At 74.5% G+C, this 12,919-nt stretch carries 11 protein-coding genes; 5 read left to right on the top strand and 6 right to left on the bottom strand.

Going from position 1 to position 12,919, the window contains the following annotated elements; genetic code table 11:
* Positions 1-45: 45 nt before the first annotated feature.
* The 3 genes from gap to ACH4OA_RS00405 all read right to left on the bottom strand — a co-directional run bounded on the left by gap (position 46) and on the right by ACH4OA_RS00405 (position 4,109).
* Positions 46-1,044, bottom strand: a complete 999-nt coding sequence (gene gap / locus ACH4OA_RS00415) for a type I glyceraldehyde-3-phosphate dehydrogenase (protein WP_397934841.1) — start codon at positions 1,042-1,044, stop codon at positions 46-48.
* Between the two features lie 110 nt (positions 1,045-1,154).
* Positions 1,155-2,111 (bottom strand): GlxA family transcriptional regulator, encoded by a 957-nt coding sequence (locus ACH4OA_RS00410; RefSeq protein WP_397934839.1) that lies wholly within the window; start codon positions 2,109-2,111, stop codon positions 1,155-1,157.
* A 171-nt stretch (positions 2,112-2,282) separates the two neighbouring features.
* Entirely contained in the window at positions 2,283-4,109 is a 1,827-nt protein-coding gene (locus ACH4OA_RS00405; protein ID WP_397966872.1) for a hypothetical protein, read from the bottom strand.
* 182 nt (positions 4,110-4,291) lie between these two features.
* Between ACH4OA_RS00405 and ACH4OA_RS00400 the strand changes: the two genes are divergently transcribed.
* Together ACH4OA_RS00400 and katG are read left to right on the top strand one after the other, a co-directional pair.
* Positions 4,292-4,729, top strand: a complete 438-nt coding sequence (locus ACH4OA_RS00400) for a Fur family transcriptional regulator (protein WP_365883586.1) — start codon at positions 4,292-4,294, stop codon at positions 4,727-4,729.
* Between the two features lie 33 nt (positions 4,730-4,762).
* The gene (katG, locus tag ACH4OA_RS00395; RefSeq protein ID WP_397945417.1) at positions 4,763-6,988 is read left to right on the top strand and encodes a catalase/peroxidase HPI; all 2,226 of its coding nucleotides are present in this window, start codon (positions 4,763-4,765) and stop codon (positions 6,986-6,988) included.
* 82 nt (positions 6,989-7,070) lie between these two features.
* On the opposite strand, the gene ACH4OA_RS00390 is transcribed toward katG, so the two are convergent.
* On the bottom strand, positions 7,071-7,634 hold the full coding sequence (locus ACH4OA_RS00390) for a heme-binding protein (RefSeq protein WP_397934835.1): 564 nt from the start codon (positions 7,632-7,634) through the stop codon (positions 7,071-7,073).
* A 195-nt stretch (positions 7,635-7,829) separates the two neighbouring features.
* Between ACH4OA_RS00390 and ACH4OA_RS00385 the strand changes: the two genes are divergently transcribed.
* Together ACH4OA_RS00385 and ACH4OA_RS00380 are read left to right on the top strand one after the other, a co-directional pair.
* Positions 7,830-9,014 (top strand): sensor histidine kinase, encoded by a 1,185-nt coding sequence (locus ACH4OA_RS00385; protein WP_397966870.1) that lies wholly within the window; start codon positions 7,830-7,832, stop codon positions 9,012-9,014.
* Entirely contained in the window at positions 9,011-9,664 is a 654-nt protein-coding gene (locus tag ACH4OA_RS00380; protein ID WP_397966868.1) for a response regulator, read from the top strand. The genes ACH4OA_RS00385 and ACH4OA_RS00380 overlap by 4 nt, the downstream gene beginning before the upstream one ends.
* Positions 9,665-9,734: 70 nt before the next feature.
* Here the strand turns inward: ACH4OA_RS00380 and ACH4OA_RS00375 are convergent, their stop codons facing one another.
* Together ACH4OA_RS00375 and ACH4OA_RS00370 are read right to left on the bottom strand one after the other, a co-directional pair.
* The gene (locus ACH4OA_RS00375) at positions 9,735-10,667 is read right to left on the bottom strand and encodes a serine hydrolase (RefSeq protein ID WP_397945415.1); all 933 of its coding nucleotides are present in this window, start codon (positions 10,665-10,667) and stop codon (positions 9,735-9,737) included.
* Positions 10,664-11,671, bottom strand: coding sequence for a LysR family transcriptional regulator (locus ACH4OA_RS00370; RefSeq protein ID WP_397966865.1), 1,008 nt, complete (start codon positions 11,669-11,671; stop codon positions 10,664-10,666). The genes ACH4OA_RS00375 and ACH4OA_RS00370 overlap by 4 nt, the downstream gene beginning before the upstream one ends.
* A gap of 129 nt (positions 11,672-11,800) precedes the next feature.
* Between ACH4OA_RS00370 and bla the strand changes: the two genes are divergently transcribed.
* Entirely contained in the window at positions 11,801-12,730 is a 930-nt protein-coding gene (gene bla / locus ACH4OA_RS00365) for a class A beta-lactamase (RefSeq protein WP_397966862.1), read from the top strand.
* Positions 12,731-12,919 lie beyond the last annotated feature (189 nt).

The raw sequence follows: 12,919 nt of genomic DNA, 5'->3' as shown, positions 1-12,919 counted from the left end.
CCGGCCCGCGTGGTCGCCGGGGGCGGGTGCCGTCCCGGCGTCCGGTCAGTGTCCGGCGAGGAGTTCCAGCGTGTCGATCACACGGTGGGAGAAGCCCCACTCGTTGTCGTACCAGGCGACCACCTTGATGTGGCGGCCGTCGACGCGGGTGAGGGCCGAGTCGAAGATGGACGAGGCGGGGTTGCCGGTGATGTCGGACGACACCAGCGGGTCGTCCGAGTACTCCAGGATGCCGGCGAGCGGCCCCTCCGCCGCGGCCCGGTACGCCGCCAGCACGTCGTCACGCGTCACGTCGCGGGCGACGGTCGTGTTGAGTTCGACGATCGAGCCCACCGGGACGGGGACGCGGATCGAGTCACCCGACAGCTTGCCCTCGAGGTTCGGCAGCACCAGGCCGATCGCCTTGGCGGCACCGGTCGTGGTCGGCACGATGTTGACGCCGGCGGCCCGGGCGCGGCGGGGGTCGCGGTGCGGACCGTCCTGGAGGTTCTGCTCCTGCGTGTAGGCGTGCACCGTCGTCATGAACCCGTGCTCGATGCCCGCGAGTTCGTCGAGGACCGCGGCCAGCGGCGCGAGCGCGTTGGTGGTGCACGAGGCGTTCGAGACGATCGTGTGCACGTCCGGGTCGTAGGCGTCGGTGTTGACGCCGTACGCGAGCGTGACGTCGGCGCCGTCCGAGGGCGCGCTGACGAGCACCTTCTTCGCACCCGCGTCGAGGTGGGCGCGGGCGGCCTTGGCCGAGGTGAAGCGGCCGGTGGCCTCCAGGACGATGTCGACGCCGAGTTCGGCCCAGGGGAGCTGCGCGGGTTCGCGCTCGGCCGGCACCGTGATCCGCCGGCCGTCGACGACCAGCGTGTTCCCGTCCACGCTCACCGGGCGCCCGAGCCGGCCGGCCGTGCTGTCGAAGGCGAGCAGCCGGGCGAGCGCGGCGGGCTCGGTGAGGTCGTTGACGGCGACGACCTCCAGGGCGCTGTCGCGCTCCAGCAGTGCGCGCAGCACATTGCGCCCGATGCGGCCGAATCCGTTGATGGCGATGCGAGTCATGAGTGATGTCCCTTCCCTTCGCCCGACCAGGCTCGCCCGCGGCCGGGCACCGCCGACAGTGGCGGGATCGCCATGGTTCAAAAGGATCCCGCCAGGAGGTCCGGGGCGGTTCATTCGCCCCGGGTGAAGGTGCGCCGGTACTCGCTCGGGGTGGTGCCCAGGATGCGCTGGAAGTGCAGCCGCAGGTTCGCGCCGGTGCCGAGGCCGACATCGGCGGCGATCTGCTCGACGCCGCGTTCGGAGCGCTCCAGCAGTTCGCGGGCCAGGTCGATGCGGGCGCGCATCACCCACTGCATCGGGGTGTAGCCGGTCTCCTCGACGAAGCGCCGGGAGAACGTGCGCGGCGAGACCCCGGCCTGCCGCGCCAGTATGTCGAGGGTGAGGGGTTCGCCGAGCCGGTGCAGCGCCCACTCGCGGGTGTCGGCGAACCGCTCGCCGAGCGGCTCGGGGACGCTGCGCGGCACGTACTGGGCCTGGCCGCCGCTGCGGTAGGGGGCCGCGACCAGGCGGCGGGCCGCGTGGTTGGACGCGGCCACCCCGAGGTCGCCGCGCAGGATGTGCAGGCACAGGTCGATGCCGGAGGCGGCGCCGGCCGAGGTGAGCACGCTGCCCTCGTCGACGAACAGCACGTTCTCGTCGACCTGGACGAGCGGGTGCCTGGCCGCGAGTGCCCGGGTGTAGTGCCAGTGGGTCGTGGCGCGCCGGCCGTCGAGCAGGCCGGTGGCGGCGAGCGCGAAGGCGCCCGTCGAGATCGCGGCGAGCCGCGCGCCCCGGGTGTGGGCGGCGACCAGCGCGTCGACGACGGCCGGCGGCGGGTCGTCGCGATCCGGGAACCGGTAGCCGGGGACGAAGACGATGTCGGCCCACGCGAGGGCGTCGAGTCCGTGGGCGACGTAGTATGCGAGTCCGTCGCCGCCGGTCACGAGACCGGGTGCCGCCCCGCACACCCGCACCTCGTACGGCATGCTCGCGCGGGTCGTGAACACCTGCGCAGGGATTCCGACATCGAGCGGTTTCGCGCCTTCGAGCACGAGGACGGCGACGCGATGCAGGCGGGAGGCTGGCACGGGAAGAGGGTACGGGGGCGTGACGACCCGCTGTGCGGGCGCCGCCCGGCGACCGGCGTCCTCGGGAACGGACGGGTGCGGCCCCGCACCGTGGCGGCGGCAGCGTGCGCGTACGGCGCCCCGCCTCCACCCGTGCGGCGGACCGGCCGTCGTACCGCTGTCCCCGGTCCGCTATCCGCTGCCCAGCCGGTCCGCCCGGGCCGCGGCGGTCCCGGCGCGGCGCCGGGCCTCCTGGACGGCGCGGCCGGCCTGCCGGGTGCGGTCCCGTGCCGTCTGCTCCTCGGTACGGGCCCGCCGCCGCTCCTCCTCGGCGCCGCGCAGCTCGGCGCGCAGCGCCCGCACGCGCTCGTCCGCCCCGGCCACGCGGTCGCGGGCGCTCGCCGCCTCCCGCTCGGCGGCGCGGGCCTCCGTCTCGCGGGCGTGCAGCTCCTTCTCGGCGGCGCGCACGGCGTCGCGCGCCTCGCGGAGCCGACGCCGGTGTGCCGGCTCGTCCGCACGCCGCGCCACCCCCGACCCACGCTCCGTCTCGACTCCGCCGAACTCCTTTGTCCCGCTGAGCTTTTCGGCCGTCCCGGAAACCCCGGCCCCGACGGGTTCGCCCCCCGCACCGGACTTCCCGGCGCCCCCGGCCTTCCCGGTCCGGCCGGACTTCCTGACGGCGGCGGTCTTCCCGGCCCGACCGGACTCCCTGACCGCGGCGGTCTTCCCGGCCCGACCGGGAGCGGCTGCGGCGGAGTCTTCGGCCAGGGCCTCTGCGTCGGCTCCACCGGCTTTTCGGACGCTGCCGGGTTTCTGAGGTCTGCGGGACTTCTCGGCTGCGGCGGGTCTTCCGGCGCCGCTGGGCTTCTTTGTCCTGCTGGGTGTCTTGGGCCTGTCGGGTCTGCCGATCTTTTCGGCGCTGCTGAGCTCCGCGGCGCTGCTGGGCTCCTTGGCCCCACCGGGCTCCTTGGCCCCACCGGGAATCTCGGGCCCGTCGGGCTTCTTGGCCCTGTGGGACTCTGTGGTGCTGCTGGCTCCGCCAGGCTTCTCAGCCTTGCCGGCTCCGTCGGCTCGGCCGGGCTTCTCGATCCCGGCGGACATCTGGGCCCCGCCGGGCTCCCGGGCCCCGCCGAGCCCCTTTTCCCCACCGGGCTCCTTGGCCTTGCCGGGAACCTGGGGCCCGTCGGGCTTCTTGGCCCTGTCGGACTCTCCGGTGCTGCCGGCTCCGCCGGGCTTCTCGGTCTTGCCGGGCTGTCCGGTCTTGCCGGCTCCGTCGGCTCGGCCGGGCTTCTCGGTGCCGGCGGACATCTGGGCCCCGTCGGGCTCCCGGGCCTCGCCGAGCCCCTTTGCTCCACCGGGCCTCGCCACCCCACCGGACCTTTTCTTGCCGCCGGGCCCCTCCACCCCACCGCGCTTCTCCACCCGACCGGGCCTTTCCACCCCGCCGGGCTTCTCGGCTCCGCCGAGGCTCTTCGCTCCAGCGCGGCCCTTCGGTGCGGTCGTCGCTGAAGGGGTCGTGTGGTGTTTCAGGGCGGTCTCGTCCGTCTGGGGGAAACCGGACACGGGCCGGAGCGGTTTCGCCAGGCGGCCCGTGGCCCACTCGTGGGCCGCGTCCGGGTCGGCGAGCACGGCGTGCAGGGTCTGCTCGACCTCGCGCTGCACGTCGTCGCTCACCGGGTGCCCTTCCCACGCGGCCAGCCGCCGGGCCTCCCGCCCCAACGCGCCGATCACCTCGTTGCGCCGCCGGGTCAGCTCGCGCAGCCGCGCGCCGTCCAGTTCGCGGTGCGCCCGGCGCAGCTCCTCGCCGAGGGCGGCCAGCGGCCGGACCTCCGCCGGCTCATGGCGTACCAGGAGGTTGCCGGCCCAGGCGGCCAGGCTGGGCCGCCGCAGCGCGCCGATCGCCTTGGCCAGAGCCCGGTCACCGGCCGCGCGGGCGTCCAGGGCACGCCGGTCGCGGGCCGCGACGAACTCCTCCGGCCGCAGCGCGTACAGCTCGTCGGCGACGGTGTCCAGGTCCACCGGCGTCCCTCCCGACGACCACTTCGACCACTAAGTCAGATTTTCCCACCGTTCGAGGTTCGTGCCTTTCGTGTGGCGGTCCGCCCCCTGGAACACCGCAGAACACCGCATCCGGAAGGCGGCCAGAATTGCATTCTTCATTTCCTTGAACCGTTCGTGTTTATGCCGGTAGGTTCAGCGCCATGACCGCCTCCCGGACACCGACCACCGCCGAGGAGCTGCGCGGTGCCGGACTGCGTGTGACGGCGGCCCGCGTCGCGCTGCTGGAGACCGTCCGGGGCGGCGACCACCTCGGCGCCGAGGCGATCGCCTCCCAAGTCCGTGACCGCGTGGGCCACATCTCGCTGCAAGCCGTCTACGAGGCCCTGCACGCGCTGACCGCGGCGGGTCTCGTACGCCGTATCGAACCGGCCGGCCACCCGGCCCGGTTCGAGGGACGCGTGGGCGACAACCACCACCACATCGTGTGCCGGTCCTGCGCGGCCGTGGCCGACGTCGACTGCGCCGTCGGCGACGCGCCCTGCCTGACCGCCTCGGACGACCGCGGCTTCGCCATCGACGAGGCCGAGGTCGTGTACTGGGGCCTGTGCCCCGACTGTTCCACCGGCCGCAGATCCTGAGCACCGAGTTCCGCACAGTTCGGAAGGATTGCCATGACTGAGAACCACGACGCGATCGTCACAGACGCCAAGTCGGAGGGCGAGAGCGGCGGTTGCCCCGTCGCGCACGACCGGGCCCTGCACCCGACCCAGGGGGGCGGCAACCGTCAGTGGTGGCCGGAGCGGCTGAACCTGAAGATCCTCGCCAAGAACCCGGCCGTGGCCAATCCGCTCGACGAGGACTTCGACTACGCCGAGGCCTTCAAGGCCCTCGACCTCGCGGCCGTGAAGCAGGACATCGCCGAGGTGCTGACCACCTCCCAGGACTGGTGGCCCGCCGACTTCGGCCACTACGGCCCGCTGATGATCCGCATGGCCTGGCACAGCGCCGGCACCTACCGCATCAGCGACGGCCGCGGCGGCGCCGGCGCCGGCCAGCAGCGCTTCGCCCCGCTCAACAGCTGGCCCGACAACGCCAACCTCGACAAGGCCCGCCGGCTGCTGTGGCCGGTCAAGAAGAAGTACGGCCAGAGCATCTCCTGGGCCGACCTGCTGGTCCTCACCGGCAACGTGGCCCTGGAGCAGATGGGCTTCCAGACCTTCGGCTTCGGCGGCGGCCGCGAGGACGTCTGGGAGCCCGAGGAGGACGTCTACTGGGGTCCCGAGACCACCTGGCTCGACGACCGGCGCTACACCGGCGACCGCGAGCTGGAGAACCCGCTCGGCGCCGTCCAGATGGGTCTGATCTACGTCAACCCGGAGGGCCCGAACGGCAACCCGGACCCGCTCGCCGCGGCCCGCGACATCCGTGAGACGTTCCGCCGGATGGCGATGAACGACGAGGAGACCGTCGCCCTGATCGCCGGCGGCCACACCTTCGGCAAGACCCACGGCGCCGGCCCCGCCGACCACGTCGGCCCCGACCCGGAAGCCGCCGGCCTGGAGGAGCAGGGCCTCGGCTGGCGGAACACCTACAACACCGGAAAGGGCGCGGACGCCATCACCTCCGGTCTGGAGGTGACCTGGACCAGCACGCCGACCCGGTGGAGCAACGGCTTCTTCAAGAACCTGTTCGAGTTCGAGTACGAGCTGACCCAGAGCCCGGCCGGCGCCAACCAGTGGGTCGCCAAGGACGCCCCGGAGATCATCCCCGACGCGCACGACCCGGCGAAGAAGCACCGCCCGACGATGCTCACCACCGACCTGGCGCTGCGCTTCGACCCGGTCTACGAGCCCATCTCCCGCCGGTTCCACGAGAACCCGGAGGAGTTCGCGGACGCCTTCGCCCGCGCCTGGTACAAGCTGACCCACCGTGACATGGGCCCGAAGTCGCTGTACCTCGGCCCGGAGGTGCCGCAGGAGACCCTGCTGTGGCAGGACCCGCTGCCGGAGCGCGAGGGCGAGCTGATCGACGACGCGGACGTCGCCGCCCTGAAGACCAAGCTGCTCGACTCGGGCCTGTCCGTGACCCAGCTGGTCACCACCGCCTGGGCGTCGGCCTCCACCTTCCGCGCCAGCGACAAGCGCGGCGGCGCCAACGGCGCCCGTATCCGCCTCGCCCCGCAGCGCGGCTGGGAGGTCAACGAGCCCGACGCGCTGGCCCTGGTGCTGCGCACCCTGGAGGGCATCCAGCAGGAGTTCAACGCCTCCTCCGGCGCCAAGAAGGTCTCCCTGGCCGACCTCATAGTCCTCGGTGGTGCCGCCGCCGTGGAGAAGGCCGCCAAGGAGGGCGGCTTCGCGGTGCAGGTGCCCTTCACCCCGGGCCGCGTGGACGCCGGCGAGGAGCACACCGACGCCGAGTCCTTCGAGGCACTGGAGCCGACCGCGGACGGCTTCCGCAACTACCTCGGCAAGGGCAACCGCCTGCCGGCCGAGTACCTGCTGCTGGACAAGGCCAACCTGCTGAGCCTGAGCGCGCCCGAACTGACCGCGCTGGTCGGCGGTCTGCGCGTCCTCGGCGCCACCTACCAGCAGTCGCAGCTCGGCGTCCTCACCAAGACGCCCGGCGTCCTCACCAACGACTTCTTCGTCAACCTGCTCGACCCGGGCACGGCGTGGAAGGCGACATCCGAGGACCAGACCACCTTCGAGGGCCGGGACGCGAGCACGGGCGAGGTGAAGTGGGCCGGCAGCCGGGCCGACCTCGTCTTCGGCTCCAACTCCGAGCTGCGCGCCCTCGCCGAGGTCTACGCGAGTGACGACGCGAAGGAGAAGTTCGTCAAGGACTTCGTCGCCGCGTGGCACAAGGTGATGGACGCGGACCGGTTCGACCTGGTCTGACCGGCCGGACAGCGCGTCCGGGTCCGCCCCGCGGGGGCAGTCCCGGACGCGCTGTTTTCCTGTCCGCCGGTGCCGGCCGGGGTCAGCGGCCGAGCACCGCCGCGCCCGCCCGCGCGTACCGCTCGTCCAGGTCGCCCGACGGGGCGCCCGCGACACCGATGGCCGCGACCGGCGCGCCCTTGGCGGTCACCGGCGTGCCGCCCGCGAGGAACAGCGTGCCCGGGATGTCCTTCAGGTTCGGCGTCTGCGCCAGCCGCCCGGCCAGCTCCGAGGTCGGCGCGTTCCAGGAGACCGCGGTGTACGCCTTGCGCTGGGCGGACTCGTACGACTGCGGGCCCGCGCCGTCCCCGCGCAGGGTGACCACGGTGTTGCCGTCGCGGTCGACGACGGCCACGGACACCTGCCGGCCGTCCTTCCCGGCGGCCTCCAGCGCGGCCCGCGCCGCCTTCTCGGCGGCGTCCACGGTCAGCCGCGTGTGCCGGGTCAGCTCCCCGTCACGGGCGGTCGCGGGCGCGGCGGCGGTGGCGCCGGGGGAGTCGGCGGCGCTGGCGGCGACCGTGCCGGCCGCACCGGCGGCCAGGGCGGCGAGGGCGGCGCCGCCCACCAGGACACGGGTACGGCGGGACGGCTTCGTGCGGCTGGGCATGCTGGGGGTTCCTTCCGGTGGGCGAGGGGAGCGGATGCGCTTCCGCCATCGATCCTGGGCCCGGAACGGACGGTGCCCGGTCGGTGGACCGGATGTCCCGGGGGTCATCCGATCGGATGACCCCGCGGTTCGCGTACCCGGGCACAATGGAGGGTGTTTGCCCAGTTCAGCGCGGATCCGAGGGAGGTGCCGACGATGGCCGTAGCCGAGCGCGACGACACCCGCGTCCTCGCCGTCGTCATGCACACGGCGTTCTTCGTGCTGCTCTTCGCCTCCGCCGCCCGCTACCTGGCCCGGCACGCCGACCGACCCCACACCCCGTGGGTGATCGCCCTGACCGCGCTGCTGGCCGGGCTCTACGCCCTCGGTCCCGCTCTCGGCGTCCGCCCCACCCCGCGCCGGCTGACCTGGCTCGGCCTGGTCGTGGCGGCCTGGGCCCTGCTCGTCGTCCTGGCCCCCAGCTTCGCCTGGTGCGCGGTCCCGCTCTTCTACACCGGCCTGCGCACCCTCCCGCCGCGCGCCGCGGTGCCGCTGGTGGCCGTGCTGACCGCGCTCGCGGTGGCCGCCCAGCTCCGCCTGGCGGGCTGGGCCGACCCGAACGTGCTGCTGGCACCGCCCGCGGTGGCGGCCGTGGCCACCACCGTCTTCGTCGTCATGCAGCGCCAGGCGGCCCGCCAGGACGCGCTGATCGCCGACCTGGTGCGCACCCGGCGCGACCTCGCCGCCACCGAACGCCGCGAGGGCACCCTCGCCGAACGCGAACGGCTCGCCCGGGAGATCCACGACACGCTCGCCCAGGGACTGTCCAGCCAGCGCATGCTGCTCCAGGCCGCCGACCGGCTGTGGGAGACCGCGCCCGGCACGGCCCGCGACCACGTCCGCACGGCCGCGGCGACCGCCGAGCGCGGCCTCGCCGAGGCCCGCCGCTTCGTGCACGACCTCACCCCGGCCGACCTGGCCGGGGGCGACGGCCTGCACCGGGCGCTGCACGCCGTCGCCGAGCGCGAGACGACACCGGCGCTCACCGTCCGCGTGCACACCGAGGGCAGCCCGCCCCGGCCGCTGCCCGCGCCCGTGGAGTCCGCCCTGCTGCGCATCGCCCAGGGCGCCCTGGCCAACGTCCGCGAACACGCGGCGGCCACGACCGCCACCCTCACCCTGACCTGCCTGGACGACCAGATCCTGCTGGACGTCACGGACGACGGCCGCGGCTTCGACCCGCGCACTCCCGCCGCCTCCGCGGCCGGCGCGGGGGAGCGCGGCCACGGCCTGCCCGCCATCCGCGCCCGCCTGCGTCAGCTGGGCGGCACCCTCACCGTCGAGTCGGCGCCGGGCGAGGGCACCGCCCTGTCGGCGGCGATCCCCTGGCAGCCGAGATGACCCAACCGCCCGGTACGGCCGCCCGGACCCCGGTGCGCATCCTCGTCTGCGACGACCACGCCGTCGTACGCGCCGGACTGCTGGCGCTCCTGCACAGCGCGCCCGGCATCGAGGTCGTCGGCGAGGCCGGCAGCGGCGAGGAGGCGCTCGCCCTGGCCCGCAGGACGGCCCCGGACGTCGTCCTCATGGACCTGCAACTGGGCGAGGGCATCGACGGCGTCGAGACCACCCGCCGGCTGCGCGCCCAGCCGTCCGCCCCGCACGTCCTGGTCCTCACCACGTACGACACCGACGCCGACGTCACCCGCGCCGTCGAGGCGGGTGCCACCGGCTATCTGCTGAAGGCCGAGCGCGCCGAGGACCTGTTCACGGCGATCCACGCCGCGGCCCAGGGCCACCCGGCGCTCTCACCCCCGGTCGCCGACCGGGTCATGTCCCGGCTGCGCGACCCGCGCCCCACCCTCACACCCCGGGAACGCGACATCCTCGCCCATCTCTCCCGTGGCCTGGCCAACCACGCCATCGCGCGCGCCCTCTACATCAGCGAGGCCACCGTCAAGACCCATCTGCGCCGCATCTACGACAAACTGGGCGTGGAGACCCGGGCGGGAGCGGTGGCGCTGGCGAAGGAACAGCGCCTGCTGCCCTGACGGACCAGGGGCGCGGGGCCGCACTCCCCGTCCGCCCGACCGGCCTTCCCACGGTGCCGGCCCGCCCGCGCTACCCGCGCAGCGCCTCGAACGCCTCCCGCCCCGCCGTCCCGACCGCCAGATCGATGTCCGCCGCCACCCCGGCGGAGCGCCCCGCGCGGGTCAGCGCCGCCATCGCCACTCGCTCCCCGGACTCCGCCTCCACCACGCCCGCCTCGTGCCGCAGATGCAGGAACGAACCGGTCTTCCCGCTCCACCGCAGGGTGTCCGTGCGCAGCTCGCCCCCCAGCCGGTGCGTGAAGACCTGGAGCCCCATCAGCCGGCGCAGCTCCGCCGTCGCCGAGGGAGTGGCGATCTCGTCGCGCCACACCCGCTGGAGCAGACCGACGAGCGCCGCGGCCGAACCGGTGTTGGCGTGCGCCGGGTCCAGGGTCTCGATGGTGTGCCGGCCCGCCCGCTCGTCCCGGACGGCCAGCTCCAGCGCGAGGGAGAAGTCGTTGCCGGCGGCACCGGCCGCGCACTCGTACAGGTGGTTCATCCGGTGCCGCACCCGGATCCCGGCACATCCCCAGGCGCGCAGCCGGGCGTCCACCTCCGCCGCCGGGACCAGCGTGAACAGCGCGTCCGCCGCGGCGTTGTCGCTCACCGACAGCATCAGCAGGAGCAGGTCGCCCACGGCCACGGTGGCCGGGTGCCGGAAGGCGGCGAGCCCGGTGGGTCCGACGCTGCTGGTGCCGGGGTCCACCGTCACCGGCCGCGCCGGGTCCAGCTCGCCGGCCGTGATCCGGTCCAGCACGACCAGGGCGAGCGGGACCTTCGCCACCGACGCGAGGGGCACCGGTTCGTCCGCGTCGAAGCCGAGCTGCTCGCCCGTGTCGAGGTTGCGGGCGAGGAAGGAGCCGCGCACGCCCAGCGCCGCCCAGTCCGCGGCGATGGCCTCCGCGACGTCCAGGAGGGCGCCGTGACCGCCGGTGTACACCGGGTGGTGCGCCGCCGCGCTCATCCGCGCGCCGCCAGCCGTGCCGGAACGTCCCCGGCCCCCGGTCCCGGGCCATACCCGGCCCCGGACCCCTCCCCGGGCGCCGGCCCGCCACGCCGGTGCGGTACGGCGCCCACCGCGGACGCCAGCAGCGCGGCCAGCCAGTGCGGCACCTCGCCCGCGCCGCCCCGGTCCCGGCCGGCGCTCACGTCGTACCCGCGGTGCAGCGCACGGTCGGCCAGCGGCGCCCAGTGGGCGCCGTGCTGCCGGGCGAACGGCTCGGCGCACAGCAGCAGCGCGTGCCCGGCCAGCGTCTCGGCGAGCGCGGTGGCCGCCGGCCCGGCGGGCCGGATCCGCTCCTCGGACAGCCCCGCGCGGGCCGCGGCCCGGCCCAGCCGGTCGGTGTAGTACGGCACCTGATCTTCCGTCAGCAGCAATAGCGGCGGGGCGGTGCCGCGCCCGGCCGTGCGAGCGCGGCGTGGCCGCAGCTCTTCGAGGTGGACCGTGCGCCGTCCGGCCCCGCTTCCCGCGCCGTCCGGGACCGGCGCGGACGCCAGCCCCAACGGCACCCGGAACCCGGCCTGTTCCGGAGCGGCCCGCACCAGAGCCCAGCCGAGGGAACCGTCCGCCAGCCCGGACACCCGCTCCAGGGGCGGCAGTTCACGCATGCCCAGGGTGACGCCGTGCTCGGTGCCGGCGCGGATGACCCGGGCGAGCGCGGCCGGCGCGCTGTCCGCCGGCACGCCGACGGCGCGCACCCGCGAGCGCCGGGCCGAACGGGCGGCCTGCCGCAGCCGCTGCGCCCGGTCGAGCACGTCCCGGGCGTACGGCAGCAGCAGCACGCCCAGCTCGGTGACCGTGATCTGCCGCCGGGACCGGTCGAACAGCGAGCCGCCGACATGCTCCTCCAGCGTCTTGATCCGGCGGCTGAGCAGGGGCTGGGCGATGCCGAGCCGGTCGGCGGCCCGGGAGAAGCCCGCCTCCTCGGCCGTCGCCACATACGCCTCGAGATGTGCCAGCAGATCCATCCGGCAGTCATATCAACAAGGCATGAGTCGTTCAAAGTTCCCTCTTGGACATGGCTGTCCTGCCGCTGGTTCGCTGTCCTCGTCGCCGGCCGGACGCCGGCGGCGGATGACCCGTGAAGGAGTACGCCCATGCCCAGCACCGACCGTTTCACCCCGCTGCCGCGCCGCCGCCTGCTCCAGGCCGGTCTCGCGGTCGCCGGCACCGCGCTGACCGCCACCGCGCGGTCCGCGCGGGCCGCGTCGGCGGCCCCGGACGCCCGGTCGCGCGCCGGACAGGCCGGACTGGCCGGGCTGGAGCGGCGCTACGGCGCCCGGCTCGGCGTGTACGCGCGCAACGTCCGTACCGGGCGGACCATGGCCCACCGGGCCGGGGAGCCCTTCGCGATGTGCTCGACGTTCAAGGCGTTCGCCGCGGCGGCGGTGCTGCGCGACCACGCCGGCCACGCGCCCCTGGACCGCGTGGTGCACTACCCGCCGCACGACCTCCTGCCCAACTCCCCGCGCACCGCGGAGCAGGTGGCGACCGGCATGACCGTGGCCGACCTGTGCGCGGCGGCGATCCAGTACAGCGACAACGCGGCCGGCAACCTGCTGCTCCGGGAGATCGGCGGCCCGGCCGGCCTGAGCCGCTTCTACCGGTCGCTGGGCGACGCGGTGAGCCGGCTCGACCGGTGGGAGCCCGAGCTGAACACCGCGATCCCGGGCGACCCGCGGGACACCACGACCGCGGCGGCCGCCGCCGCGAGCCTGGAGCGCGTCGCCCTGGGCCGGGCGCTGGCCGATGCCGACCGTGAGCGCCTGGTCGGCTGGCTGAAGGGCAACACCACCAGTGCCGAGCGGTTCCGCAAGGGGCTGCCCGCGGGCTGGGTCGTGGCCGACAAGACCGGCACCGGCGACTACGCGAGCGCCCACGACATCGGCGTGGCCTGGACGACCCGGGGGACCCCGCTCGTGCTGGCCGTCCTGTCCGGCAAGAGCACCAGGGACGCCCCGGTGGACCAGGCCCTGATCGCCGACGCGGCGGCGATCGTGGCCCGCACCCTGGCGCCCGGCGAATAACCCCGCACTCCTTCCCCATTCACCCATCTGAATATGAATCATGTACGCGGTGGTTGACGTGTGCATGACGTCTCTCTACCGTCGGAAAGGTCCAGGGAGAAAGCGCTTTCCCTCACCCGGTCACCATGCCACGACCGGGGGCCGGGTTCACCCCCCTGGACCACTCGCATCCGCACAGCCGAGTCAACC

Origin of the sequence: Streptomyces sp. NPDC017095 (genome assembly GCF_044332325.1) — a bacterium.
Classification (GTDB): domain Bacteria; phylum Actinomycetota; class Actinomycetes; order Streptomycetales; family Streptomycetaceae; genus Streptomyces.
The sequence above is the reverse complement of the archived record's forward strand: the minus strand, read 5'-3'. Positions and strand labels throughout refer to the sequence as shown.

Bases quoted from the DNA above. Each gene is read 5' to 3' on its own strand.
- gap (WP_397934841.1), bottom strand. From the start codon at position 1,044: ATGACTCGCATCGCCATCAACGGATTCGGCCGCATCGGGCGCAATGTG.
- ACH4OA_RS00400 (WP_365883586.1), top strand. From the start codon at position 4,292: ATGACCGCCTCCCGGACACCGACCACCGCCGAGGAGCTGCGCGGTGCC.
- katG (WP_397945417.1), top strand. From the start codon at position 4,763: ATGACTGAGAACCACGACGCGATCGTCACAGACGCCAAGTCGGAGGGC.
- ACH4OA_RS00390 (WP_397934835.1), bottom strand. From the start codon at position 7,634: ATGCCCAGCCGCACGAAGCCGTCCCGCCGTACCCGTGTCCTGGTGGGC.
- ACH4OA_RS00385 (WP_397966870.1), top strand. From the start codon at position 7,830: ATGGCCGTAGCCGAGCGCGACGACACCCGCGTCCTCGCCGTCGTCATG.
- ACH4OA_RS00380 (WP_397966868.1), top strand. From the start codon at position 9,011: ATGACCCAACCGCCCGGTACGGCCGCCCGGACCCCGGTGCGCATCCTC.
- ACH4OA_RS00375 (WP_397945415.1), bottom strand. From the start codon at position 10,667: ATGAGCGCGGCGGCGCACCACCCGGTGTACACCGGCGGTCACGGCGCC.
- ACH4OA_RS00370 (WP_397966865.1), bottom strand. From the start codon at position 11,671: ATGGATCTGCTGGCACATCTCGAGGCGTATGTGGCGACGGCCGAGGAG.
- bla (WP_397966862.1), top strand. From the start codon at position 11,801: ATGCCCAGCACCGACCGTTTCACCCCGCTGCCGCGCCGCCGCCTGCTC.